This window comes from Nocardioides sp. YJ-D4 (genome assembly GCF_054031495.1).
This window is the reverse complement of record NZ_CM132932.1, coordinates 1,083,613-1,109,151: the sequence shown is the minus strand read 5'-3', so window position 1 is coordinate 1,109,151 and position 25,539 is coordinate 1,083,613. Positions and strand designations below refer to the sequence as shown.

Here is a 25,539-nt window from a genome sequence, read left to right as displayed (position 1 = left end):
GCGAAGGTGGCGGCGAAGATGACAGGATCAAGGACCTCTGGAGGCGCCCTCTCGTGAAGCTCGTGACCGCAGTGATCAAGCCCCATAAGTGGGAGGACGTGCGCGAGGCCCTCGAGGCCTTCGGCGTGACCGGCATGACCGTCTCCGAAGTCTCCGGCTACGGCCGGCAGAAGGGTCACACCGAGGTCTACCGCGGCGCCGAGTACGACATCGCCCTGGTGCCGAAGATCCGCATCGAGATCGTCGTGGAGGACGAGGATGCCGCGGACGTCGTCGGGATCGTCGTGAAGACCGCACAGACCGGACGGATCGGCGACGGGAAGGTCTGGCTCAGCCCGATCGAGTCCGTCGTCCGTGTTCGGACCGGTGCACGTGATGCCGAGGCGCTCTGACTAGGCTTCGTCCGAGTGCCGGTCCATCGAATCCCACCGGAGGAGAGAAATGAAGCTCGTCACCGCAGTGATCAAACCCCACAAGTGGGAGGACGTTCGCGTCGCCCTCGAAGCTGTCGGTGTCACCGGCATGACTGTCTCCGAGGTCTCCGGCTACGGCCGGCAGAAGGGTCACACCGAGGTCTACCGCGGCGCTGAGTACGACGTGGCCCTGGTGCCGAAGATCCGCATCGAGATCGCCGTGCCCGACGAGGAGGTCGAGTCGGTGGTCAGCGCCATCGAGACCTCGGCGAAGACCGAGCGCATCGGTGACGGCAAGGTCTGGGTCTCCCCGCTGGAGACCATCGTGCGGGTCCGCACCGGCGACCGCGACGACGCCGCGATCTGAATCCATGAAGGAGGTTGCGCGTGACCGCTGAGGGCCGGGCGGCGCGCACAGCCGAGGCCGACGAGCAGTGCGCCAAGGCGTACGCCGCAGCGGGCGGCCCCGAGGTCGGGGTCGCCCTCGTCGCGGTCGGAGGATACGGGCGCGGGGAGCTCGCACCGTTCTCCGACTGGGACGTGGTCCTGGTGCACGACGACGCCGTCTCGCCGGGTTCGGTGGCCGAGCAGGTCTGGTATCCGCTCTGGGACACCGCGCCCAAGCTCGACCACTCGGTGCGGTCGTTCTCCGAGATGCTCTCGTCCTCGACGGGTGACCTCCGGGTCGCCCTCGGGCTGCTCGACATCCGGCACCTGGCCGGCGACCGCGGGCTGGTGCTGCGGCTGCGTACGACGATGCTGGCGCACTGGCGCAAGCACGCCCGGGCCCTGCTGCCCGAGCTGAGGACGATGAGCGTGGAGCGACACCGGCGTGCCGGTGAGCTCGCGCACGCCTCGGTGCCGGATCTCAAGGAGATGTACGGCGGGCTGCGGGACGCGGTCGTGATCAAGGCGATCGTGGCGACCTGGCTGGTCGACGTGCCCGCGGTCGACCTGGAGAAGTCGCGCCGCGCCCTGCTCGACGTCCGTGATCTCGTGCAGGAGATCGGCGGGCGGGCCACCGACAGGGTCGTGCCGGAGATGTGGGACCAGCTCGCCGAGCGGCTCGAGCTGGCCGACGCCCGCACGGCACAGGCCCACGTACGCACCATCGGCCGCCGCCTCACCCATCTCTCCCGTCTGGCCTGGCGGCGGGTCGACGGCGTCCTGGAACGCTCGCGGCCCGGAGCGCCGCGCCGCCCGCGGCTCGCGCCGCTGGGCAACGGACTGGCGCTCGCCTCGGGCGAGGTGGTGCTGGTACCGGGCGCCCGTCCGTCGCGCGATCCGCTGATGCTGCTGCGCGCCTCGGCACTCGCCGCCGAGCACGGGGTCGCGCTGGCGCCGCCGACCGCTGCGCGTCTGGCCCGGGACACCCCGGCGCTGGCCGAGCCGTGGCCGGAGGAGGCGCGGCATCTCTTCGTACGGCTCCTGGGTGCCGGACGCGGGCTGCTCGCGGTCTGGGAGACGCTGGAGGAGACCGGCGCGGTCTCCCGGATCCTGCCCGAGTGGGAGCGGATCCGGCTCCTCCCGCACGCCTCGATCATCCACCGTTTCACCGTCGACCGGCACACCATCGAGACCTGCATCGAGGCGGTCGCGCTGCTGCCGCGCGTGGCCAGACCCGATGTGCTGCTGGTCGCGGCGCTGCTCCACGACATCGGCAAGGGGTCGCTGACCGAGCACAGCGTCGCGGGGGAGCCGATCGCCCGCCGGATCGCCTCCCGGATGGGCTTTCCGGAGGAGGAGGTCGACCTGATCTCGCAGCTGGTGCGCTGGCACCTGCTGCTCTCCACGACCGCGACCACCCGTGACCCGGACGACCCGGCGACCGTCGACCTGGTGGTGGACACGATGGGCGATGCCGAGGCGCTCGCCCTGCTCACCGCGCTCACCGAGGCCGACGCCCGGGCGACCAGCACCCAGGCATGGAGCACCTGGCGGGCCCGCCTCATCCTCGACCTCGCCCGCCGGGCCGCGCGGGTCCTCGACACCGGCGTCGCCGCGGGGGAGCGGCCGCAGGCCGCGGTGGAGATCCCCGAGAGCGTACGTTCGGGCTCGACCTCCTTCCGCGCCGAGCCGCTCGCCGACGGCGCCCGGGTGTGGGTGATCGCGCCCGACCGGCTCGGCCTGCTCGCCGACGTGGCCGCGACCTTCGCGGTCGCGCGGCTGCCGGTCAGAGCGTGTCGTGCCTGGCAGCAGGGCGGTTTCGGGGTCAGCGTGTGGGACCTCGACGACTCCTATGTCGACGCCGCGGTGCTGCGCACACGCTTCTCCGCCATCACCGAGGGCCGCCTCGACCCGGCGACCCGGCTGGCCCCGAGCGCGGCCGCGCGGGGGAGCGAACCCTCGGTCGTCGTACGTCCCGAGGCATCCAGCAAGGCCACCGTCCTCGAGGTGCGCACCGTCGACCGTCCCGGGGTCGTCTACACCGTCGCCGTCGCGCTGGCGCGGATGGAGATCGCGGTCCGCTCCGCCCACATCTCCACCCTCGGCCCGCAGGCCGTCGACGTCTTCTACCTCCAGGAGGCCTCGGCTGGAGCCCTCGCCGAGCACCGGGCGGCCGAGGCGGCCCACGCGGTCCGCGCGGCCCTCGAATGCTGACCGAGGTATCTCGGTCAGCATCCCGTACGCGCCCGCCGGATATCACGCCACGTACAACAGTTCGTTAGGCTTGGCAGGACAACCACTCTGCTGAAGGACCGCCTTGTTCGCCACGCTCTCCGACCGGCTCGCCACGACGTTCAAGAACATTCGGGGCAAGGGCCGCCTCACCGATGCCGACATCGACGCCACCGCTCGCGAGATCCGCATCGCGCTGCTCGAGGCCGACGTCGCGCTGCCGGTGGTGCGCGAGTTCGTCGCCCGGGTCAAGGAGCGGGCCCGCGGCGAGGAGGTCAGCCAGGCGCTGAACCCCGCCCAGCAGATCGTCAAGATCGTCAACGACGAGCTGGTCACGATCCTGGGTGGCGAGACCCGCCGGCTCCGCTACGCCAAGACCGGCCCGACCGTCATCATGCTCGCGGGTCTGCAGGGTGCCGGTAAGACCACCCTGGCCGCGAAGCTCGCGCTGTGGCTGAAGGAGCAGGGCAAGGCCCCGCTGCTGGTGGCCGCCGACCTGCAGCGGCCCAACGCGGTCAACCAGCTCCAGGTCAACGGTGAGCGCGTCGGGGTCCCGGTCTACGCGCCCCAGCCCGGAAACGGTGTCGGCAACCCGGTCGACGTGGCCCGCGACGCCGTCGAGGAGGCCAAGCGCAAGCTCCACGACGTGGTCATCGTCGACACCGCCGGCCGCCTCGGCATCGACGAGGAGCTGATGAAGCAGGCCGCCGACATCAAGGCGGCGGTCAACCCCGACGAGGTCCTCTTCGTCGTCGACGCGATGATCGGTCAGGACGCGGTCAACACCGCGCAGGCCTTCCTCGACGGCGTCGGCTACGACGGCGTGGTCCTCACCAAGCTCGACGGTGACGCCCGCGGTGGTGCGGCGCTCTCCATCGTCCAGATCACCGGCAAGCCGGTCATGTTCGCCTCCAACGGCGAGAAGATGACCGACTTCGACCTGTTCCACCCCGACCGGATGGCCGGCCGCATCCTCGACATGGGCGACATGCTCACCCTGATCGAGCAGGCCGAGAAGACCTTCGACCAGGGGCAGGCCGAGAAGGACGCGGCCAAGCTCGCGACCGGCGAGTTCACGCTCGAGGACTTCCTCAAGCAGATGCAGCAGCTGCGCAAGCTCGGCTCGATGTCGAAGCTGATGGGCATGCTGCCGGGCATGGGCCAGTTCCGTGAGCAGCTCGACAACTTCGACGAGCGCGAGATCGACCGGATCCAGGCGATCATCCAGTCGATGACCCCGGCCGAGCGCGCCAACCCGAAGATCCTCGACGGCTCCCGCCGCGCCCGCATCGCGAAGGGATCGGGCCGCCAGGTCTCCGACGTCAACCAGCTCATCCAGCGCTTCACCGAGGCGTCGAAGATGATGAAGCAGCTCGCCTCCGGCGGCGGCATGCCCGGGATGCCCGGAGCGCCCGGTGCCGGCTTCGGCAAGCGCGCCGGCGCCAAGCAGGTGGCCCAGAAGAAGAAGGGCAAGGGCGCGCGCAAGTCCGGCAACCCGGCCAAGGCCGCCCAGCAGGCGAAGGCGGAGGCCGAGAAGAAGCCGGCCGCGGCCAACCCGTTCGGCACGCCGGGCGGCGAGGAGATCGACTACGAGAAGGCCGCCGCCGAGCTCAACCTGCCCTCGGACTTCTCCAAGTTCCTCAAGTAAGAGGCCCCTCCAGGTGAGCACGGTGCTCGTCGTCGACGGCGCCAACGTCGTCGGCGCCCGCCCGGACGGCTGGTGGAAGGACCGCGCCGGCGCGGCGCGCCGGCTGCACGAGGCGCTGCTCGTCGCCGATCTCCCGCAGGACCGGATCGTCCTGGTCCTGGAGGGACAGGCCAAGGGCGGCGTACGTCCGGGCAGGGACGCCCACGTGCACACGGTCCACGCGCCCAAGGACGGTGACGCCGCGATCGTCGGTGTCGTCCGGGAGGCGCTGGAGAAGGGTGACCGGGTGACGCTGGTGACCGCCGACCGGATGCTCCAGGCTCGTTGTGGCGGTGCCACGGCCCTGGGACCGTCCTGGTTGCTTGACCAGATCTGAGGAAATTCACGGGGTTACGCGTGCGTAGCCATTGACCGCTGTTGTGATCGCCGTCACGCTGGGAGCGCTCTCACGAGCCGCGGCACCCCAACGCCGAGGTGCCGACAGATCACTCTCAGGAGGCCTGTCCCGTGCGATCACACAGACAGCGCGGCGCGATCGGCGGAGCCTCGGCTCTCGCCGGCCTGCTCTGCGCCACGCTCCTCGTAGCCCCAGCGTCCACCGCAGCGTCACCCACCGTGTCCACCGATGCGCTCACGCGCTCGGACCACGCCCTGCCCTACAAGAACCCACGCCTCGCCACCAAGACCCGCGTCGCCGATCTGCTCGCCCGGATGACGCTGGCCGAGAAGGTCGGTCAGATGGCCCAGGCCGAGCGAGCCGACGTCGCCGCGAACCCCGGCCAGATCGCCGAGCTCGGGCTCGGCAGCGTACTCTCCGGCGGCGGCTCGACCCCTGCCGAGAACACCCCGGAGGCCTGGGCCGACACGGTCGACGCCTTCCAGGAGCAGGCGCTCTCGACGCGGCTGGGGATCCCGCTGCTCTACGGCGTCGATGCGGTCCACGGTCACGGCAACCTCAACGGCGCGACCGTGTTCCCGCACAACATCGGCCTCGGCGCGACCCGTGACCCGAAGCTCGCCGAGCGGATCGGGCACATCACCGCGGAGGAGACTCGCGCCTCCGGGCCGCAGTGGAACTTCGCCCCGTGCATCTGCGTCGCCCGCGACGACCGGTGGGGGAGGACGTACGAGTCCTTCGGGGAGAACCCGAAGCTCGCCGCCCAGATGGCGCAGATGATCGAGGGGCTCCAGGGCGACAAGGGTGAGCTCGACGACCCCGACCGCGTCCTGGCCACCGCCAAGCACTTCGCCGGCGACGGCTTCACGACCTTCGGCACCGGCGAGGGCGACTACACCATCGACCAGGGCATCACCCAGGCCTCGCGCGCCGAGTTCGAGAAGCTGGCGCTCTCGCCGTACGTCACCGCCGTCAAGAAGCACGACGTCGGCTCGGTGATGCCGTCCTTCTCCAGCGTCGACTGGACCGAGGACGGTCTCGGCAACCCGCTCAAGATGCACGCCCACGAGGAGCTCGTCACCGGCTGGCTCAAGGAGAAGCAGGGCTTCGACGGCCTGGTGATCTCCGACTGGAGGGCGATCCACCAGATCCCGGGGACGTACGCCGAGCAGGTCGCCATCTCCGTCAACGCCGGCGTCGACATGTTCATGGAACCGTTCTCCGGTGACACCGTCGGCTACCCGCAGTTCATCGAGACGCTGACCGCCGTGGTCGAGGACGGCACCGTCCCGATGGCCCGCATCGACGACGCGGTCTCCCGGATCCTCGCCGCCAAGTTCGACCTCGGCCTCTTCGAGAAGCCGTTCACCGACCGGCGCAACATCGACGAGATCGGCAGCGCCGCCCACCGTCGCGTGGCACGCGAGGCGGTCGCGAAGTCGCAGGTCCTGCTCCGGAACAGGCACACACTGCCGCTCTCCGGCAGGGACGACGTCTACGTCGCAGGCAGCAAGGCCGACAGCATCGGTGACCAGGCCGGCGGCTGGACGATCACCTGGCAGGGCAACTCGACCCACCAGATCCCCGGCGACACGATCCTCGACGGCATCGAGTCCGCGGCCCGCGGCGAGGTCACCCACTCGCCCGACGCCTCCGCACCGGTCCCGGCCGGGGCGCACGGTGTCGTGGTCGTCGGCGAGCACCCGTACGCCGAGGGCTTCGGTGACATCGGCGGCCCCCGCTGGGGCTACGACCCCGGCGAGGGCGGCGTGCAGCGGCCCGCGCTGACGATGCACCTCAGCGACGCGGACACCGCGGCGATCGAGACGGTCTGCGCGGCCGCCGCGACCTGCACGGTGCTCGTCGTCTCGGGGCGACCGATGATCATCCCGCCGGAGCTGCTCGGGCAGATCGACGCCCTGGTCGCCTCCTGGCTCCCGGGCAGCGAGGGCAAGGGCGTCGCCGACGTGCTCTTCGGCAAGCGTCCGTTCACCGGGAAGCTCCCGGTGACCTGGCCCCGCTCGATCGACCAGGAGCCGATCAACATCGGGGATTCCGACTATGACCCGCTGTTTGCCTACGGACACGGCCTGAAGACTCACCGATAGCGAAAAGGCCCGGTCCGAGTTCTGCGAATCCTCGATTCGCGACGCTTGGATCGGGCCATTTCGGTGCATGATTCGTGCATGCAGACGCTACGCGTAGACGTATCGGGACGTGCGCTCAGCTTCCCGCCCGACAAGATCGTCCGAATAGGGCGTTCGATTGATGCCGACGTGGTGCTCTCGTCCTCCTCGGTCTCCCGCGCTCACGCGGAGCTGCGCCCGGACCCGTCCGGGTGGAAGCTGGTCGACGTCGGCTCCGCCGGAGGGACGTACGTCTCCGGCAGCCGCGTCACGGAGGTGCCGTTGACCGGGGCGACCGAGATCCAGCTCGGCCCGGCGGGACCGGGCTCGACGATCACGGTCACCCTCGACGACGCGTCGGTCGCGGCGGGTGCTCCGCGTGCCCAGGCGCCGGCACCGCCGCCTCCGCCGGCGGGTTTTGCGGGGTCGGGTGCCACCGCGGCCCCGCCCTCGGGAGTGCCCGCAGCGGCCCCGGCGGCGTTCAATCATCAGCCGCCCGCGCCCCCGACGCCCCCGGGGCCCGACGACATCTCCGAGATGACGATCGCGCCCGGGATGGCGCGGCCGGCCGCTCCCGGACAGCCGCCGACCGCGCCGACAGGACCCGACCTGCTGCTGGTCGCCGAGGGCAAGGAGCACCGCTTTCGCCACCCGGTGACCGTGACCATCGGCCGCGCGGCCGACAACTCGGTCGTGCTGGAGGACCAGGGCGTCTCGCGCCAGCACGCCCGGCTCGTGGCCACCCCCGGCGGCTGGACCTTCGAGAACGGCTCCCAGACCGGGTCGTTCCTCAAGGGGAAGCCGCTGGTCAGGGAGGAGATCGACGAGGAGACCGAGATCCGCCTCGGCCACCCGGTCGCGGGCGAGATCCTCAAGGTCATCCCGATCTACGCCGCCGAGGTCGAGGTCGCCCGGGCCGCGGCCAAGCGCCGCAACAAGCTGCTGCTGTGGGGCGGGATCGGCGCCGCGGCCGCGGTCGTGGTCATCGGACTGGTGGTCGCGATGTTCGTCGTTCCCGGCGGCGAGTCGGCCGCTCAGGACACCGGCCTGACCAAGGAAGAGCTCAACAGCGCGCAGCGGGCCGCCGTATGGATCACCTACGCGCCGACCGAAGACACCATCGCGATGGGATCCGGGTCGATCGTCACCGAGGACGGCAAGATCCTCACCAACGCCCACGTCGCCGACCCGGCGAAGATCCCGGAGTACGCCGCGAAGGGCGAGGTCTCGCCCGAGGTCGTCAACATCCACCTCACGAACCCGGCCGAGGGCTACAAGGTCGGCGAGCCCGACTACATCGCCAAGGTCATCGAGTCCGACGGCGAGGTCGACAGCGCGGTCGTGCAGATCATCGCCGACGGCGAGGGCAACCCGGTGAACCCTTCCTCGCTGGACCTGCCGACGATCTCGCTCGGCGACTCCAACGCGGTCGACCGCGGTGACTTCATCGCCACGATCGGCTTCCCGATGCTGCCGAAGGAGAGCTTCGCGGACAAGGAGGGCGTGCTCTTCCAGCCGCCGACCGTCGCGGAGGGCAACGTGGCGACGATCCTCTCCTTCGAGGGCGAGGAGCGGGCCGTCTTCGACGTCACCGCTCGGATCTCCAGCGGCAACTCCGGTGGCGCCGCGGTCAACGACGACGGTGAGCTCGTCGGCGTACCGACCTCCATCGGGTGGGACGAGAGCAACGTCGTCACCGGCCAGGTCATCCCGCTCGCCCAGCACTTCCCGATCCTCGAGGCCGCCGGCGTGAAGGTGCCGGGCAACTAGGTAACCTGCGTCACATGACTGCTCTGCGCTTCTCCGGCCCGGTCCTTCCCGATGGAGAGGTGCGGGACCTCTACGTCCTCGACGGCCGCATCACCTACGAGCGGCCGTCGGGGGCGGAGACCGGCGCATCGGGCTGGATCGTCCCGGGTCTCGTCGACGCCCACTGCCACATCGGGCTCGGTCCCGACGGCGCCGTCGACCAGGAGACCGCCGAGGCCCAGGCGATCGCCGATCGCGACGCCGGCGCGCTGCTGCTGCGCGACGCCGGCTCCGCCGCCGACACCCGCTGGGTGCAGTCCCGCGAGGACCTGCCCCGGCTGATCCGCGCCGGCCGCCACATCGGACGTACGAAGCGCTACATGCGCAACTACGCCGACGAGGTCGAGCCCGACGGTCTGGCCGAGGCCGTCGAGCGGCAGGCGCGCTCCGGTGACGGCTGGGTCAAGCTCGTCGGCGACTGGATCGACCGGGCCGAGGGAGACCTGAAGCCGTCCTTCCCGGCGGAGTCGTTCGCCGAGGCGATCAAGGTGGCCCACGACAACGACGCGCGGGTCACGGCGCACTGCTTCGGCCACGAGGTCCTGCCCGGCCTGATCGAGGCCGGGATCGACTGCATCGAGCACGGCACCGGCCTGACCCCGGACCTCGTCGAGGCGATGGCCGAGCAGGGCACCGCGCTGGTCCCCACCGTCGCCCAGCTGGAGATCTTCCCCGACCTGGCCGCCGCCGCTGCGCCCAAGTTCCCGACGTACGCCGCCACCATGGAGGACCTCTACGCGCGCCGTCGCGAGACGATCATGAGCGCCTACGAGGCAGGGGTCGCGCTCTACGCGGGCTCCGACGGCGCGGGAGACCAACTGCACGGCGTACTCCCGACCGAAGTGCTCGCCATGCACCGGCTCGGTCTTCCGGCCGACGTCGTGCTCGGCGCCGCCTCCTGGCGCGGCCGGGAGTGGCTCGCCCACAACCCCGGGCTCGCGGAGGGTGATCCCGCCGACTTCGTCGTCTACGACAGCAACCCCCTCGACGACCTCACCGTCCTCGCTCGGCCGGCCGCCGTCGTACTCCGAGGGAAGGTCTACGCCTGAGATTTCGCCGCTCCCGGCCACCTCTGGCAAACTGAGTTGCGTGTCCTGTGCGCAGGGACCCTCTCACCCAGCGCAACAGTGCCCGCCGAAGTTGCCTGACGGGTGTCCCCACACCGACACGGGCCTCTTCACCCATATTCGATTCCAAAGGAATACCACCAACAGTGGCTGTCAAGATCCGCTTGAAGCGCCTGGGCAAGATCCGGGTTCCGCAGTACCGCATCGTCATCGTCGACTCGCGCAAGAAGCGCGACGGCGCTGTCATCGAGGAGATCGGTCTCTACCGTCCCAAGGAGGAGCCGAGCTTCATCCAGGTCGACTCCGAGCGCGCCCAGTACTGGCTCGGCGTCGGCGCCCAGCCGACCCCGGCTCTCGAGGCGATCCTCAAGGTGACCGGCGACTGGCAGAAGTTCAAGGGCCTCCCGGGCGCCGAGGGCACCCTCCGTGTCGCCCCGCCGAAGCCCGACAAGCTCGAGCTCTTCAACAAGGCACTCGCCGAGGCTCACGCCTCCGCCGGCGCCGAGGCCGTGACGAAGAAGTCCGCCAAGAAGGCTGAGGAGCCCAAGGCCGAGGAGCCCAAGGCTGAGGAGCCGAAGGCCGAGGAGCCCAAGGCCGAGGAGACCCCGGCCGCCGAGGCCGAGGCCTGAGCAGCATGCTCGCCGAAGCTCTCGAACACCTCGTCCGAGGAGTCGTCGACAACCCGGACGAGGTGAGCGTGCGCGACAAGCAGCTTCGTCGCGGCTCCGTCCTCGAGGTTCGGGTCCACCCCGACGACCTCGGCAAGGTGATCGGCCGCGGCGGCCGCACCGCCACCGCGTTCCGTACGGTCATCTCAGCGCTGGCCGGCAAGGGCGGCGCGCGGATCGACTTCGTCGATGTCGACGGCGGTCGCTGAGCACCGGCTGCACCAACTCACGACAGGCGCCATCCCCGTTGCGGGGTGGCGCCTGTTGCTCATTTCGGGAGCCGGGCGCCGTGTAACACGTCGTTCGTAGTACTACTCGCCCTGTTGGAACGACCGGATAGTGCTACGAACAACGTGTTACAGCGAGCCGGCGGACCCACGTTGAGGAGTTCGGCCCGACGTACGCGACCCTCTAGGCTCACCTCGTGGAGTTGATCGAGGTGCTGGTCGGACGGATCGGCAAGCCGCATGGCATCCGGGGGTTCGTGACCATCGAGGTACGCACCGACGAGCCCGACCGGCGGTTCGCCGAGGGCACGGTGCTGCGGGCGCAGCCGCCGAAGGGATCGGCGTACGCCGTCAAGCAGTTGACCGTGGAGGGCGCCCGTTGGCATGGGCAGGTGCTCCAGGTCGCCTTCGAGGAGATCACCGACCGCAACGAGGCCGAGGCGGCCCGCGGGACATTGCTCTTCGCCGACGTCCCGGCCGAGGAGACTCCCGAGGATCCCGACGAGTACTACGACCATCAGCTCGTCGGTCTGACCGCCTTCGACGAGGAGGGCCGCGAGCTGGGCACGGTGAAGGCGCTGGTCCACGGGGGAGCCCAGGACCTGCTGACGATCCGTACCCCGGACCGTCGCGACGCACTGGTGCCGTTCGTGAAGGCGCTGGTGCCGGTCGTCGACCTGGCCGAGAAGAAGGTCGTCATCGCCGACCGCCCCGGCCTGGTCACGCCCTTCGCCGAGGACGAGGACGACGCCAGGTGAGGCTCGACTACCTCACCATCTTCCCCGACTACCTCGCGCCGCTCCGGCTGAGCCTGCCGGGCAAGGCGATCGAGTCGGGGCTGCTGGAGATGCACGTCCACGACGTACGCGACTGGACCCGCGACCGCCACCGCACCGTCGACGACACGCCTTATGGCGGCGGCGCCGGGATGGTGATGAAGCCGGAGCCGTTCGGCGAGGCCTTCGACGAGCTGGCGATCGACGGCGCGACCGTGATCGTGACGACGCCCAGCGGTGAGCCTTTCACCCAGGCTCTGGCTCGCGACCTGTCGACCCGGGAGAGGCTGGTCTTCCTGCTCGGCCGCTACGAGGGCATCGACCAGCGCGTGCTCGACCACGCCGCCACCCGCGCCGAGGTCCGCGAGATCTCCCTGGGCGACTACGTGCTCAACGGGGGAGAGGTCGCCGCCATGGCGATCACCGAGGCCGTCGTACGCCTGCTCCCCGGGTTCATGGGCAACGCCGAGTCGCTCGTGGAGGAGTCCCACGAGGACGGCCTGCTGGAGTACCCGGTCTACACCAAGCCCGCCTCCTGGCGTGACCTCGAGGTTCCGAAGGTGCTGCTCAGCGGCGACCACAAGCGCATCGCGCAGTGGCGCCACGACCAGGCGGTCGCCCGGACCGCCGCACGCCGCCCCGACCTGCTCCACGCCTCCCAGGCAGCCACGGAGTGGGAGATCGTGCCCGCCGTACGCGCCGATGTCCCCGAGCTGCACACGCTGCAGCTCGCCTGCTGGGTGCAGGAGATGCACGACAACCCCGGCGTCGAGATCCCGCCGCTGCACGAGTCGCTCGAGGACACCGCGCGTGCGCTGGAGACGCACGACGTCTACGTGGTCCGCTCCGCGGGGCGGCTGGTCGCCTCGGTCCGGGCCCGGCTCGAGGGCGACGTGTGGGAGATCGGACGGCTGATGACCGCCCCGGACCTCCAGGGGCGAGGCCTCGGGCGTCAGTTGCTGGACCATATCCAGGCCGTGGCCCCGGCGACCGCCACGACGTACTCCCTCTTCACCGGAGCCAAGAGCGAGCGGAACCAGAGGATCTACAAGAAGGCGGGTTTCCGGCTGCGCCGTGACCTCGACGCGCCGCCAGGAGCTGTGATCCTCACCAAACCCAGGCGAGCAAGTAGATAACAAGTCACATACATCAGTGGCCTGTTACGTGTCTGTAACATAAAGAGTTTGTTACCGAAACGAGGGCTCGACAGGATCCGGCGAAACGTGTGCTCGGCTCACGCGATCCGAACCCCGACCCTATGAGGTACGAATGACTACCGATCTTGCATGGCAGCTGCTGTGTACGGCACTCGTGCTCTTCATGACTCCTGGTCTTGCCTTCTTCTACGGCGGCCTCGTGAAGTCGAAGAGTGTCGTGTCGATGATGATGTTGAGCTTCGGCTCTCTCGGCCTGATCACCCTGCTGTGGGTGCTCTACGGCTTCAGCGGCATCGGAACCATCTCCGAGTCCGGCATCACGAACTTCTTCGGCAACCCGTTCCAGGACTTCGGTCTGACCAGCGCCTTCAGCGACCTGGTCACCGAGTTCGACGACGGTACGCCGGTCGAGGAGTCGACCAACTTCTTCGGCGGCCTCGCCTTCGGCGGCTCGTTCGCCATCATCACCGTGGCGCTGATCTCGGGTTCGATCGCCGACCGGGCGAAGTTCTGGCCGTGGCTGCTCTTCGCGGGCATCTGGGCGACCGTCGTCTACTTCCCGGGCCAGGCCTGGGTGTGGGCCCTCAACGCCGACGGCGACTACATCGGCTGGATCGGCAAGTGGGGCGCTCTCGACTGGGCCGGTGGCACGATCGTCCACCAGGCCGCCGGTGCCGCCGCGCTCGCGCTGGCGCTCGTCCTCGGTCAGCGCAAGGTCGGCTTCTCCAAGGAGGAGACGGCTGCTCACAACGTACCGCTGGTCCTGATCGGCACCGCGATCCTCTGGTTCGGCTGGTTCGGCTTCAACACCGGCGTCCCGGGCACCACCCAGGGCCAGACCACCCTGATCTTCCTCAACACCCTGATCGCCCCGGCCGCGGGTCTCATCGGCTGGATCATTGTGGAGAAGTTCAAGGACGGTAAGTCCACCGCCGTCGGCGCCGCCTCCGGTGTCGTCGCCGGTCTGGTCGCGATCACCCCGGCGTGTGCCCACATCGCGCCGATCTGGGCGATCCTCCTCGGCCTCCTCGTCGGCGTCGTCTGCTGCCTCGCCGTCGAGCTGAAGTGGAAGCTCGGCTTCGACGACACCCTCGACGTCGTCGGCATCCACCTGGTCGCCGGTTTCATCGGCTGCATCTACCTCGGCTTCTTCGCCCAGGTCGGCGGCACCGGCCTCTTCTTCGGCGGCGGCTTCGACCAGCTCATCAAGCAGCTCGGCTCCTCGCTCGCCGTGATCGCCTTCGCGTTCATCGTCGCCTACGTGGTCGGCATGGCGATCGAGAAGACCATCGGTTTCCGCGCCAAGGAGGAGGACGAGGTCGCCGGTATCGACCTCGCCATCCACGAGCCCGGTTACCAAGAGGTCGGCTGACCTCTTCAGGTTCCACGAGGCCCGTCCCGGTTCGCCGGGGCGGGCCTCGCGGCCTACCGGCCGGATGAACAGCCTCAGCGCGGTCCGTACGGAAGCTGCCTGGCCTGGTGCTGGATGCGGGCGCTGAGGTCCTCGACCTCGGCCAGGACCGCCGGTGCGACCCACACGGGGGAGCGGCGGGTGCGCTTGGCGCGGGTGAGGATCCCGGCCTGCTCCAGACCGTCGATCGTCTCGGTGGGGTCCTCGATCCCGAGGTTCTTGGTGACCAGCTCGGCGTTGAGGATGGGCTCCTCGGTGAGCAGGTCGAGAAGACGGTACGCAGCGGACCCGGGCCGTGGCTCACCGGCCGCCTCGCCCCAGCCGCGCCGGATGCTCTCCAGCGTCTCTGCCGTCTTCCACGACTCGGTCGTCGCGATGGTCGTCGAGGCGGCGAGCATGGCGATGATCGTGGACGCGGTGCCGGCCCGGTAGTCGTTGAGGGCGGCGAAGTAGCGGTCGCGGTGCGCGACGAGCGCCGAGGCGATCGGGACGGCCAGGTGGCGCGAGGCGCGGCGCCGGCGGAGCACGGCGTGGATGAGGGCACGCCCGATCCGGCCGTTGCCGTCGATGAAGGGGTGGATCGACTCGAACTGGGCGTGCACGATCGCGGCCTGGGCGATGGGGGAGAGGTCGTCGCGGTTGGCGAAGGCGACCAGGTCCTCGATGTAGTCGATGACCGTCTCCGGTGGCGGTGGTACGTGGAGGGTGTCGCGGGGCGCGTAGTCGGAGCCGCCGACCCAGTTCTGCACGACGCGGAACCTGCCGGCGTTGGCCGCCTCGTCGGGATGGCGTGCGAACAGGTCCCGGTGGGCGCGCAGGATCGCGTCGGAGGTGATCTTGCGGGTCGTGTCGGCCTCGCTGATCAGCCGCTGCATCGCCTGGGTCGCGGATGCCATCGAGGTCGCCGAGGAGTTGGCACCGATGCCGAGCAGGGCTCGGCCGTAGTCGGCCAGGCTGGCCTCGACGTGCTCGATCTTGGAGGAGTCGATCGCCTCGGTGCGCAGCTGCAGGTGGTTGAGTCCGTCCATCGTCCGGCCGTGGACCAGGTCGAGATGGCGCAGCGCGCCCGCGCTGGCGGTCGTCATCGCCGCCACCGGCCGCTCCAGCGCCAGGTCGAGGTCGGCGATGTGCGGCGGCAGCGCCACCGTGACCTCACGCAGCAGCCGGTCCACGCGCGGGCCGCGCGGGATCCGCTGCTTGTAGGGGAGCGTCACGTAGGTGTGCGGTGGCCAGTCGGTGTCGGTCACGGTGGCATCCTTGCATGCGGCGCCAGTGCGCGGCGTGCGTCTCCGTGCTCCGCTCGGCCGTCGCGATTCCCGACGGCCCGCGCCGCTGTGGCAGACTTGTGGGCCGGTCCAGTCGGCCGAAGCACGCTCCGAAGATGACACCCGGAGGTGTCGCGACGGGCTCCTGCCACAGGGGGAACCGTACGCCGCCGGCCAGCGTGGCTGGACCACCGCCAAAGATCGCCCTGACCAGGGCATGGATGACCGCGATCGGCCTGTGGCGAGCGTGAGGAGAAATGATGAGCAACGTACTCGCTGAGGTCGGCAACGCCTCCAAGCGCGACGACCTGCCGGAGTTCCGCGCCGGTGACACCGTCAAGGTTCACGTCAAGGTCGTCGAGGGCAACCGGTCCCGCGTCCAGGTCTTCCAGGGCGTCGTGATCCGCGTCCACGGTTCCGGCATCGGCCGCACCTTCACCGTCCGCAAGGTCTCCTTCGGCGTGGGTGTCGAGCGCACCTTCCCGCTGCACTCCCCGATCTTCGAGCAGATCGAGGTCGTCACCCGCGGTGACGTCCGTCGCGCGAAGCTCTACTACCTGCGCAACCTGCGCGGCAAGAAGGCGAAGATCAAGGAGCGCCGCGAGGCGTGAGCCGGCTGGGGCTTGATCGGCGGAGCGCAGCGACGCCCGATCTGCCCCAGACCGAGGCGAGAGCCTCGGAGGTCTGAGGGTTTCCTGAGCATTGCGAGTCGATGAGGCTCGTTGTGGAGGGAGTCTCTAGACTCACCGCGTGACTTCGAACGACCGCGATCCTTCCGTCGGCGTCGGGCCCCAGGCCCGCTGGGACGGGCCCGAGATGGGGGGATCGCGGTCGTTCTCGTCTTCTCCTCAGGCCCCGCGCTGGGCCTCTGAGCAGCCGGGCCCGGCCAACGGCCCGCGCCGCGAGGAGGAGCACAAGCCCCGCCTGTCGGCCTGGCAGGAGGGCATCGTCCTGGTCGTGCTGGCCATCTTGGTCGCGATCGTCGTGAAGGCCCTGTTCGTGCAGGCCTTCTACATCCCCTCGGAGTCCATGGAGCCTGGGCTCCAGGGCGGACCGTCGGTGGCGACCGACGACCGGGTCCTGGTGGAGAAGCCGTCCTACTGGCTGTCGGGCACGCCGCAGCGCGGCGATGTCGTGGTCTTCTCCGACCCCGGCTCCTGGCTCGGCGTCGACGAGTCGGCCGGCCCCAGCAATCTCTTCGGCAAGGCGCTCGCGGTCATCGGTCTCTACCCCGAGGGCGGCCACCTGGTGAAGCGTGTCATCGGGGTGCCCGGCGACGTCATCGAGTGCTGCGACAAGCAGGGCCGGCTGATCGTCAATGGCGTCCCGATCGACGAGCCGTACGCCCGCCCCTCCGAGACCAAGTGCGGCCGCCCCAACAAGGAGGGCGAGTGCTTCGGGCCGATGCCCGGCAACCGCCACTGGGAGGCCGGTCCGGTGCCCGAGGGTTCGCTGTTCGTGATGGGCGACAACCGGGCCAACTCGGCCGACTCGACCGTCCACATGTGCACGGCCAACGAGACCGACTGCGCGCTGGTGCCCTGGGTGCCGGAGGACAACGTGGTCGGCAAGGTCGTAGCCTTGGGATGGCCGTTGGACCGGGCGAAGTGGATCCACCGGCCCGAGAGCTTCGAGGACGTGCCGTCACAGTGAGCAGTGCGCCAACCCTGCGCGTCGAGCGGTCGATGCTGCGCGACGGCGTCACCCATCTCGGTGCCGTCGACGAGGTGGGGCGCGGCGCGCTCTGCGGGCCGGTCTCGATCGGGATCGTGGTGATCTCCGCGGCGACCCGCACGGCACCCCAGGGCGTACGCGACTCCAAGCTGCTCACTCCCGAGGCTCGCGAGATGCTCGCGCCGAAGGTGCGCCGCTGGGCCGTCGACTCGGCTGTCGGGCACGCGCTGGCCTCCGAGATCGACGAGGTCGGGATCATGGCCGCGATGCGGCTGGCCGGTCAGCGAGCGTTGAGTGCCCTGGACGTACGTCCGGACGCGCTGCTGCTCGACGGCAACCACAACTACCTGACCCCGCCCGTGCAGGAGGGCCTCTTCGGAGAGGTCTCCCAGATGGTGGAGGAGGTCGAGGTGCCGCCGGTGACGACGATGATCAAGGCCGACATGAAGTGCGCCGCCGTCGCCGCCGCCTCGATCCTGGCGAAGACCTCGCGCGACGCGCTGATGGTCGCGCTCCACGACGAGTACCCCGACTACGCCTGGGCCGACAACAAGGGCTACTCCGCCCCCGCTCACATCGCCGCGCTGGAGCGCCTCGGGCCCTCGGCATATCACCGTCGCTCGTGGAGTCTTCCCGGCTCGTCGCCTGTGTTGGCCTTAGAGTCTTAAACCATGAGCGCGGAGGATCTCGAGAAGTACGAGACCGAGATGGAGCTGACCCTCTACCGCGAGTATCGCGACGTGGTCGGCATCTTCAAGTACGTCGTCGAGACCGACCGCCGCTTCTACCTGTGCAACCAGGTCGACGTGCGAGCGCGTACGGACTCGGGAGACGTCTACTTCGAGGTGTCGATGAACGACGTCTGGGTGTGGGACATGTACCGGCCGGCCCGGTTCGCCAAGGCGGTCAAGGTGCTGACCTTCAAGGACGTCAACGTGGAGACTCTCAACCCGACCGACATCGATCAGCCGCTGGACTGACGCCCGGCTGATCTCGGGCCAGTTACCGTCCACAGGGCGATCTCGATCCGGGGTTATCCCCAGGCGCCCCGGAACCAGCCCGGATTGTCGGTGCTCGCGATGAGTCTGGACCTCGAAGCCGAAGGGCAGGAGGTCCATGATGAGTTCAACGGCGCCGGCGCGGATCGCGCTGGGAAACTACGGCGAATCGGTCGCCGAGAGGCATTTGGTCGAGGCGGGCATGACCGTGCTCGACCGCAACTGGCGATGTGCCGATGGGGAGATCGACCTGGTCCTGCGCGAGGGCGACACCCTCGTCGTCTGCGAGGTGAAGACCCGCAGCCATGACGGGTGCGGCACCCCGCACGAGGCGGTCGACAAGTCCAAGCTCGACCGGCTGAAGCGGTTGGCGATCGCCTGGCTGGAGCAGCACGACGTGCGAGCGCCGGGGATCCGCATCGATCTCGTCGCGGTGATGCACGCGCCTCGCGGGTCGGCGCTGGTCGAGCACGTCAGGGGCCTGTGATGGGATACGCGCGAGCTCATGGCGTCGCCCTTCGGGGCGCGGTCGGCCACTTGGTCGACGTGCAGGCCGATGTCTCGCCCGGCCTGGTGGGAGTAACGCTGGTCGGTCGTGCCGACAGCGTGCTGGCCGAGGGGCGCGACCGGGTCCGGATGGCGATCATCAACTCAGACCTCGAGTGGCCCGCGACCAAGCGGATCACGGTGCTGCTCTCGCCGGCCGACCTGCCCAAGGGCGGGTCACACTACGACCTCGCGATGGCCTTGGCGATCCTCGCGGCCGGTGGCGAGCTCGAGACGATCGGGCTGGAACGCACCGTGTTCATCGGAGAGCTGGCGCTCGACGGCGGGCTGCGGCCGACCTCCGGTGTGCTCCCGATGGTGCTCGCCGCCTCCCACGCCGGGATCGCTCGGGTGGTGGTACCGGAGCCGCAGGTGGCCGAGGGGCGGATGGTGCCAGGGATGGAGGTCCTCGGGTTCCGGTCGCTGGGCCAGGTCGTCGCCGAGCTGCGCGGCGAGCCGGTGCCCGACGCGCCGCCGGTCGCGACCGGCACCGGCGGCAGCCTGCTCGGCTGGCGGGGTGACCGCAGGCTCGACGACATGGACATGTCCGACCTTCGCGGCATGCCCGAGACGCGCTACGCGGTCGAGGTCGCGGCAGCCGGTGGACACCACCTGCTGCTCAAGGGACCGAAGGGCTGCGGCAAGACCTCGATCGCCGAGCGGATCCCGACGATCCTGCCCGATCTCTCGCGCGAGGAGTCGCTGGAGGTGATGGCGGTGCAGTCGCTGGCCGGGGTGCTCGACGTCGACCGAGGTCTCCTGACCAGGCCGCCGTTCGCGGCTCCTCACCACGATGCCTCCAAACCCGGCATCGTCGGCGGCGGCACCGGCCGGGTCCGCCCGGGCCAGGTCTCGCTGTCCCACGCCGGCGTCCTCTTCCTCGACGAGTTCCCGTTGTTCAAGAGCGATGTGATCGAGTGCCTGCGCGAGCCGCTGGAGAGCGGTGACATCACGGTGTCGCGAGGCGAGGAGTCGGTGACGCTCCCGGCGCGCGCCCTGGTCGTGCTCGCCGCCAATCCGTGCCCGTGCGGCAACTTCGACGCCTCGATCACCAAGGACGGCTGCATCTGCAGGTCCAACGAGCGCCAGTCCTACGAGCGAAAGGTCTCTGGACCGATCACGGACCGTATCGACATCATCCGCACGTTGCGGCCGATGTCCGAGCAGAACCATGACCCGTGGGGCTCGGAGACCAGCGCCGACATCCGCGAACGGGTCACGGCGGCCAGGCGCCGCCAACGTGAGCGCTACGCCGACTTCGGGTGGCGGTTGAACGGGCAGGCCAGCGGGATCGCGCTGCGCGACAACTGGCCGCTGCCGCCATCGGCCGAGGCGCTCATCGACTCACGCATCTTCTCCGGCTCTCTGACGCGTCGCGGCGCGGTGCGTGTGCATCGCCTCGCGTGGACGGTGGCCGACCTCGCCGGCGTCGACTGGCCGGGCGTCACCGAGACCGAGACGGCGCTCGCGCTGCGCAACGGCGGCTCGCTCACGGTCTCGGCGTTCGAGGGGAGGTCGGCATGACCGCGGCGCCCGTCGCACCGACATTCACCGATCTCGAGCGCGAGCGCCTGGCCCGGATCGCGCTGACCCAGCTGATCGAGCCCGGCACCCCGCTGCTCGACACCTGCATGGTGGGATCGACCGCCACCGAGGTCTACCGACGCTTCGCCGAGGAGGACCCCGACCTCGGCGACGATGGCCTCGAAGCCAGGCTGCGGCTGGCCCAGATCCACCCCGACCGCGACCTGGAGCGGGCTGCCAACGCCGGGTTCCGCTACGTCATCCCCGGCGACGAGGAGTGGCCCACCCAGGTGGAGCGGCTCGCCGGTCAGGAGCCTCTTCAGTACCGCACCGGCACCCCGCTCGGCCTGTGGGTGCGGGGGCCGCTCCTGCTCAGCGATCTCGACCGGTCGGTCGCGATCGTCGGGTCCCGGGACGCGACGGCCTACGGAGCCGACGCCGCGGCGCGGATCGCTGCGGACCTCGCGGTCAACGACTTCGTGACGGTCTCCGGGGCAGCGGTCGGCATCGACTCGGCCGCACACCGGGGCGCGCTCACCGGCCCACCGGGGAGCACCGTCGCGGTGCTCGCCGGTGGCGTCGACGTTCCTTACCCGCTGCGCAACCGGCGCCTGATCGACGCGATCGCCGAGAGCGGGGCGGTGATCTCGGAGATCGCGCCCGGTTTCCCCGTGACGCGCTATCGATTCCTCTCCCGCAACCGGATCATCGCCGCCCTTGCCCGGGGCACCGTGGTGGTCGAGGCGGCAGCGCGCAGCGGCTCCCTCAACACCTCCCACTGGGCCTACAGCATCAACACACCCGTGATGGCGGTGCCCGGTCAGGTGGGCGCGATGACCTCGGTCGGCACCCACGAGCTCGTGCGCAGCGGCAAAGGCGTCCTGGTGACCGACGGGCTCGACGTACGCGAGCTCGTCGGCGATATCGGCGAGGTCCTCCCCGAGGAACCCCGTGGCCCCGTACGCCGCCGCGACTCGCTCACCTCCGTCGAGAAGCAGGTCCTCGATGCGGTCCCGGTGAGCAGCCCCTCGTCGCAGCTCACCATCGCGAGGTCGGCATGCCTGCATCCGAAGACGGCCGGCACTGCGCTGTCGCGACTCGAGGCGCTCGGTCTCGTCGAGCGGTTCCCCGACGGGTGGCAGCTGGCACCGGGCGCGGCTCGCACCTGAGGCCCGAGCAAACACCTATCCTGGCTCGGGTGAGAGCTGAACCCGAGCCGGACCCGGAAGGCGGGTCCGCTGAAGCGGAGCTCCCCGAGGTCTACGCCGCGCTGCTCGGGGACTATGAGCGACACCTCAGCGCCGAACGCGGGCTCTCCGACCACACGGTCCGGGCCTACCTGGGCGACATCCGCAGCCTGCTCGATCACGCCGGCCGCATGGGCCGCATCGAGCCTGAGGCGATCGACCTGCGCACGCTGCGCAGCTGGCTGGCCAAGCAGCAGACGACCGGCCACTCACGTACGACACTGGCCCGGAGGGCCACCGCGGCCCGGGTCTTCTGCGGATGGTTGGTCCGGACCGACCGGGCGCAGGTAGATGCCGGTGCCGCGCTCGGCTCGCCCAAGGCCCACCGGACGCTTCCGCCCGTACTGCGCCCCGACGAGGTCGAGTCTCTCATCGCCGCCGCCATCACAGCGGCCGAGGACGGCACGCCGGTCGGGATGCGCGACATCGCCGTGCTGGAGATGCTCTATGCGACCGGGGCCCGCGTCGGCGAGCTCGTCGGCCTCGACCTGGACGATGTCGACTACGAACGCCGCGTCATCCGGGTGCTCGGCAAGGGACGCAAGGAGCGGATGGTGCCATTCGGCGGCCCCGCGGTGCGGGCGCTCGACCGTTGGGTCGTCCGTGGCCGCCCGCAGCTGGTCACCGAGTCCTCCGGTCCGGCTCTCTTTCTCGGGGCCCGCGGCGGCCGGCTCGACCAGCGAGCCGTACGCACCCTCGTCCACCGCCGCCTCGCCGACGTCCCCGGCGCCCCCGACCTCGGCCCCCATGGACTGCGCCACAGCACCGCCACCCACCTCCTCGAGGGTGGCGCCGATCTGCGCTCGGTCCAAGAGCTCCTCGGTCACGCCAGCCTGGCCACCACCCAGATCTACACCCACGTCAGCAGCGACCGGCTCCGCAAGGCCTACCGTCAGGCCCACCCCCGTGCCTGACCCGTCGAGACGTCACCCGCGTCAGCCGAGTGTGTAGCTGTGGCGGGCCGAGAAGTGAGTTGTGGGCGACGAAAGTCGAGTTTCGTCGCCCACAACTACTGTTTCGGTCCGCCACAACTGCGGATTCGGCCTACCGGACGGGGTCGCCGCGCCAGAGGGGGAGGAGCCGGACCGGCTGCGGTGCGTCGACGAGCAGGAGCGGGTCGAGGTAGACGTCGTCCGCGTTTCGGATCCAGCCCCAGTGCAGGCAGGCGGCGGGGAAGCAGTGGGAGCCGGCGATGCCGAGTCGGCCCAACGGCGCTCCGGCCGCGACCGGATCGCCGACGGCCACAGTGGCCACGACCGGCTCATAGGTGGTCCGCGTGGCCCCGTGGTCGACGCTCACGACCCCCTTGCCGGCAATTACTCCGACGAACGCGACCGTCCCGGCCATTGCGGCGCGGACGACCGCGCCCGGCGACCCGGCCAGGTCCACGCCGCGATGCCCCACACCCCACGGAGCATCTGGCGGGTCGAAACGACGCACGACCTCCGGCTGCGGCGCCAGCGGCCATTCGCCTCGGGGGACCTCGTCGGCTTCTCCGACCGGGCTCGGACCCTCGTCGTGACCCACTGCCCCACCCAGCGAGGCGCCGGACGGCGCCACCTCGGCACGTGGCGTTCCGAGCGCTGGGCCTGCCAGGGCGATGAGGACGACGAGGAACAGGGCCGCGACGAGGGCGCGGGCCCGGTCGGAGAGGCGGTTCGAGGTCATGACGAGCAGACAACCCCGGATCGGGGACCCGCACAACGAGCGGCGTACGTCCTGTGGATAACCCCGTCCCGAGACAGCCCTGTGGACACTGATCGGCCCGCGCCGGTGCTGGTCACGGAGGATTGGCCCGAGACGCCGGTCGGCGGCTAGTCTTGGACCGGCAGCCCCCTGTGGGCTGACTTCGCACGCCAGCAGACCGCGACGGTGTCTCGCTCCGAGACGCCGGTCGCCCGCGGGCGCGGCCCTCAGTCCCGAGCGTAGTGCTCAGGTCGGACCGCGTGCAGGCGTCAGGGCCCATCAGCACTGATGGGCGCGAAACTGAAAACCGACCGGCTCGCGCCAACACCCGCCCGACCTCGAGAAACGCAAGGTCGAGCCACCAGCGGTGCACACGCGGGCCACCACCTAGGAGAAAAAACATCATGGCAGTCGTGACCATGCGCCAGCTCCTCGAGAGCGGCGTCCACTTCGGACACCAGACCCGTCGCTGGAACCCGAAGATGAAGCGGTTCATCCTCACCGACCGCAACGGCATCTACATCATCGACCTGCAGCAGTCGCTGGCCTACATCGACCGCAGCTACGCCTTCATCAAGGAGACCGTGGCCAAGGGCGGCACGATCATGTTCGTGGGCACCAAGAAGCAGGCCCAGGAGGCCATCGCCGAGCAGGCGACGCGCGTCGGGATGCCCTACGTCAACCAGCGCTGGCTGGGCGGCATGCTCACCAACTTCCAGACCGTGCACCAGCGGATCAACCGCCTCAAGGAGCTCGACGAGGTCAACTTCGACGACGTCGCCGGCTCGGGCCGCACGAAGAAGGAGCTCCTGCAGATGAAGCGGGAGCGCGACAAGCTCGAGAAGACCCTGGGCGGCATCCGCGAGATGGGTCGCACCCCGTCCGCCGTCTGGATCGTCGACACCAAGAAGGAGCACCTCGCTGTCGAGGAGGCTCGCAAGCTCAGGATCCCGATCGTCGGCATCCTGGACACCAACTGCGACCCCGACGAGGTCGACTTCCCGATCCCGGGCAACGACGACGCCATCCGCGCGGTCGGCCTGCTGACCCGCGTGGTCGCCGACGCCGTCGCCGAGGGCCTCATCGCCCGCTCCGGTGGCAAGACCGAGGGCACCGAGGGCGCCACCGCCGAGGAGCCGCTGGCCGAGTGGGAGCGCGAGCTCCTGGCGACCCCGGCTGCCGAGGAGACGAAGGCCGAGGAGACCCCGGCCGCCGAGGCCCCCGCCGCCGAGGCTGCTGAGACCACCGAGGCTCCGGCCGAGGAGACCCCCGCCGAGACCCCCGAGGCCCCGGCCGAGGCCTGAGTCTCATCGTCCACCCAAAGCCACTTAACAAGTCAGAGGAAGACACGCATGGCTTACACCGCTGCCGACGTCAAGAAGCTCCGTGAGCTGACCCAGGCCGGCATGATGGACTGCAAGAAGGCGCTCGACGAGGCTGACGGCGACTTCGACAAGGCTGTCGAGATCCTTCGCGTCAAGGGCACGGCCAAGGCCGCCGCCCGCGCCGCGGAGCGCACCACCTCGGCCGGCCTCGTCGCCGCGTCCGGCAACGCTCTGGTCAGCCTCCTCTCGGAGACCGACTTCGTCGCCAAGAACGAGAGCTTCGTCGCTGCTGCCCAGCAGATCGCCGAGGCCGCCGACGCCAACAAGGTCAACGACCTCGAGGCCCTCAAGGCCATCTCGCTCGGCGACAAGACCGTCGGCGAGACCGTCGAGGAGCTCGCCCGCACCATCGGCGAGAAGATCGAGCTCGGCCAGGTCGCCTACTTCGAGGGTGAGACCACGGTCTACCTGCACAAGAAGGCCTCCGACCTGCCGCCGAGCCTCGGCGTCCTGGTCGCCTACGAGGGTGACGAGGCGGCCGCGAAGCAGGCCGCCCAGCAGGCTGCCGCGCTCAAGGCGCAGTACCTCACCTCCGACGAGGTGCCGGCCGACGTGGTCGACGCCGAGAAGGACGTCCTCACCAAGAAGACGCTCGAGGAGGGCAAGCCCGAGGCTGCCGTCGCCAAGATCGTCGAGGGTCGGATCAAGGCGTTCTTCAAGGAGATCGTCCTGCTCGACCAGGAGTCGGTCTTCGAGTCGAAGAAGTCCGTCAAGCAGGTCCTCGACGCCGCCAACACGCAGGTGAAGCAGTTCGCCCGCTTCGACGTCGGCGCCTGAACCGAGCCTGACTCCGCGCCAACGGCGCGCGATCAGTTAGGTTGAGCAGCAACGTACGACGAAAGGGGCCGGTCCGATGAACCGAATGGTGATCATCGGACCGGCCCTTTCGTACGCCA

General features: G+C 69.9%; 25 protein-coding genes and 1 pseudogene. 24 read left to right on the top strand and 2 right to left on the bottom strand.

The window, feature by feature from the left end; translation table 11 throughout:
• Window positions 1–53: 53 nt before the first annotated feature.
• The 14 genes and pseudogenes from ACW14X_RS05360 to ACW14X_RS05295 all read left to right on the top strand — a co-directional run bounded on the left by ACW14X_RS05360 (window position 54) and on the right by ACW14X_RS05295 (window position 14,279).
• Window positions 54–392, top strand: coding sequence for a P-II family nitrogen regulator (locus ACW14X_RS05360; protein WP_141803747.1), 339 nt, complete (start codon window positions 54–56; stop codon window positions 390–392).
• A 49-nt stretch (window positions 393–441) separates the two neighbouring features.
• Window positions 442–780, top strand: a complete 339-nt coding sequence (locus ACW14X_RS05355; protein ID WP_008363338.1) for a P-II family nitrogen regulator — start codon at window positions 442–444, stop codon at window positions 778–780.
• Between the two features lie 20 nt (window positions 781–800).
• Window positions 801–3,014 carry a [protein-PII] uridylyltransferase gene (locus tag ACW14X_RS05350; protein WP_457164946.1) on the top strand — a complete coding sequence of 738 codons (2,214 nt, stop codon included), beginning with the start codon at window positions 801–803 and terminating at the stop codon, window positions 3,012–3,014.
• A gap of 103 nt (window positions 3,015–3,117) precedes the next feature.
• Entirely contained in the window at window positions 3,118–4,680 is a 1,563-nt protein-coding gene (gene ffh / locus ACW14X_RS05345; protein WP_457164945.1) for a signal recognition particle protein, read from the top strand.
• 13 nt (window positions 4,681–4,693) lie between these two features.
• The gene (locus ACW14X_RS05340; RefSeq protein WP_457164944.1) at window positions 4,694–5,056 is read left to right on the top strand and encodes a hypothetical protein; all 363 of its coding nucleotides are present in this window, start codon (window positions 4,694–4,696) and stop codon (window positions 5,054–5,056) included.
• A 131-nt stretch (window positions 5,057–5,187) separates the two neighbouring features.
• A complete protein-coding gene (locus ACW14X_RS05335; RefSeq protein WP_457164943.1) occupies window positions 5,188–7,185 on the top strand; it encodes a glycoside hydrolase family 3 protein in 1,998 nt (665 codons plus the stop codon).
• Between the two features lie 78 nt (window positions 7,186–7,263).
• Window positions 7,264–8,973, top strand: coding sequence for an FHA domain-containing protein (locus ACW14X_RS05330; protein WP_457164942.1), 1,710 nt, complete (start codon window positions 7,264–7,266; stop codon window positions 8,971–8,973).
• A gap of 14 nt (window positions 8,974–8,987) precedes the next feature.
• Complete coding sequence (locus ACW14X_RS05325) at window positions 8,988–10,061, top strand: amidohydrolase family protein (protein ID WP_457164941.1); 1,074 nt, start codon at window positions 8,988–8,990, stop codon at window positions 10,059–10,061.
• A gap of 164 nt (window positions 10,062–10,225) precedes the next feature.
• The gene (gene rpsP / locus ACW14X_RS05320; protein ID WP_160024482.1) at window positions 10,226–10,708 is read left to right on the top strand and encodes a 30S ribosomal protein S16; all 483 of its coding nucleotides are present in this window, start codon (window positions 10,226–10,228) and stop codon (window positions 10,706–10,708) included.
• Window positions 10,709–10,713: 5 nt separating this feature from the next.
• Window positions 10,714–10,956 (top strand): RNA-binding protein, encoded by a 243-nt coding sequence (locus ACW14X_RS05315; RefSeq protein WP_008363327.1) that lies wholly within the window; start codon window positions 10,714–10,716, stop codon window positions 10,954–10,956.
• 215 nt (window positions 10,957–11,171) lie between these two features.
• Window positions 11,172–11,732 (top strand): ribosome maturation factor RimM, encoded by a 561-nt coding sequence (gene rimM / locus ACW14X_RS05310; protein ID WP_457164940.1) that lies wholly within the window; start codon window positions 11,172–11,174, stop codon window positions 11,730–11,732.
• A pseudogene (gene trmD, locus ACW14X_RS05305) lies at window positions 11,729–12,397 on the top strand (tRNA (guanosine(37)-N1)-methyltransferase TrmD); the annotation flags it as partial. The gene rimM and the pseudogene trmD, both read left to right, overlap by 4 nt.
• A 102-nt stretch (window positions 12,398–12,499) precedes the next feature.
• Window positions 12,500–12,886, top strand: coding sequence for a GNAT family N-acetyltransferase (locus ACW14X_RS05300; RefSeq protein ID WP_457166050.1), 387 nt, complete (start codon window positions 12,500–12,502; stop codon window positions 12,884–12,886).
• A 133-nt stretch (window positions 12,887–13,019) separates the two neighbouring features.
• Entirely contained in the window at window positions 13,020–14,279 is a 1,260-nt protein-coding gene (locus ACW14X_RS05295) for an ammonium transporter (protein WP_350719068.1), read from the top strand.
• 74 nt (window positions 14,280–14,353) lie between these two features.
• On the opposite strand, the gene ACW14X_RS05290 is transcribed toward ACW14X_RS05295, so the two are convergent.
• Window positions 14,354–15,565 (bottom strand): Fic family protein, encoded by a 1,212-nt coding sequence (locus ACW14X_RS05290; protein WP_160024479.1) that lies wholly within the window; start codon window positions 15,563–15,565, stop codon window positions 14,354–14,356.
• 278 nt (window positions 15,566–15,843) lie between these two features.
• Between ACW14X_RS05290 and rplS the strand changes: the two genes are divergently transcribed.
• The 8 genes from rplS to ACW14X_RS05250 all read left to right on the top strand — a co-directional run bounded on the left by rplS (window position 15,844) and on the right by ACW14X_RS05250 (window position 22,486).
• Entirely contained in the window at window positions 15,844–16,194 is a 351-nt protein-coding gene (gene rplS / locus ACW14X_RS05285; RefSeq protein WP_091050100.1) for a 50S ribosomal protein L19, read from the top strand.
• Between the two features lie 139 nt (window positions 16,195–16,333).
• A complete protein-coding gene (gene lepB, locus ACW14X_RS05280; protein ID WP_160024478.1) occupies window positions 16,334–17,236 on the top strand; it encodes a signal peptidase I in 903 nt (300 codons plus the stop codon).
• Window positions 17,233–17,925 (top strand): ribonuclease HII, encoded by a 693-nt coding sequence (locus tag ACW14X_RS05275; RefSeq protein ID WP_400469840.1) that lies wholly within the window; start codon window positions 17,233–17,235, stop codon window positions 17,923–17,925. Before lepB ends, ACW14X_RS05275 begins: the two co-directional genes overlap by 4 nt.
• Window positions 17,926–17,928: 3 nt before the next feature.
• On the top strand, window positions 17,929–18,237 hold the full coding sequence (locus ACW14X_RS05270; RefSeq protein WP_045550889.1) for a DUF2469 domain-containing protein: 309 nt from the start codon (window positions 17,929–17,931) through the stop codon (window positions 18,235–18,237).
• Between the two features lie 139 nt (window positions 18,238–18,376).
• Complete coding sequence (locus ACW14X_RS05265; protein WP_457164939.1) at window positions 18,377–18,742, top strand: YraN family protein; 366 nt, start codon at window positions 18,377–18,379, stop codon at window positions 18,740–18,742.
• Window positions 18,742–20,325 carry a YifB family Mg chelatase-like AAA ATPase gene (locus tag ACW14X_RS05260; protein ID WP_457164938.1) on the top strand — a complete coding sequence of 528 codons (1,584 nt, stop codon included), beginning with the start codon at window positions 18,742–18,744 and terminating at the stop codon, window positions 20,323–20,325. The genes ACW14X_RS05265 and ACW14X_RS05260 overlap by 1 nt, the downstream gene beginning before the upstream one ends.
• Entirely contained in the window at window positions 20,322–21,494 is a 1,173-nt protein-coding gene (gene dprA / locus ACW14X_RS05255) for a DNA-processing protein DprA (RefSeq protein WP_160024475.1), read from the top strand. Before ACW14X_RS05260 ends, dprA begins: the two co-directional genes overlap by 4 nt.
• A 29-nt stretch (window positions 21,495–21,523) precedes the next feature.
• Window positions 21,524–22,486 (top strand): tyrosine recombinase XerC, encoded by a 963-nt coding sequence (locus ACW14X_RS05250; RefSeq protein WP_457164937.1) that lies wholly within the window; start codon window positions 21,524–21,526, stop codon window positions 22,484–22,486.
• 130 nt (window positions 22,487–22,616) lie between these two features.
• Here the strand turns inward: ACW14X_RS05250 and ACW14X_RS05245 are convergent, their stop codons facing one another.
• Entirely contained in the window at window positions 22,617–23,240 is a 624-nt protein-coding gene (locus ACW14X_RS05245; protein ID WP_160024473.1) for a M23 family metallopeptidase, read from the bottom strand.
• A 422-nt stretch (window positions 23,241–23,662) separates the two neighbouring features.
• Between ACW14X_RS05245 and rpsB the strand changes: the two genes are divergently transcribed.
• Entirely contained in the window at window positions 23,663–24,562 is a 900-nt protein-coding gene (rpsB, locus tag ACW14X_RS05240; protein ID WP_201451067.1) for a 30S ribosomal protein S2, read from the top strand.
• Between the two features lie 48 nt (window positions 24,563–24,610).
• Window positions 24,611–25,420, top strand: a complete 810-nt coding sequence (gene tsf / locus ACW14X_RS05235; RefSeq protein ID WP_160024472.1) for a translation elongation factor Ts — start codon at window positions 24,611–24,613, stop codon at window positions 25,418–25,420.
• Window positions 25,421–25,539 lie beyond the last annotated feature (119 nt).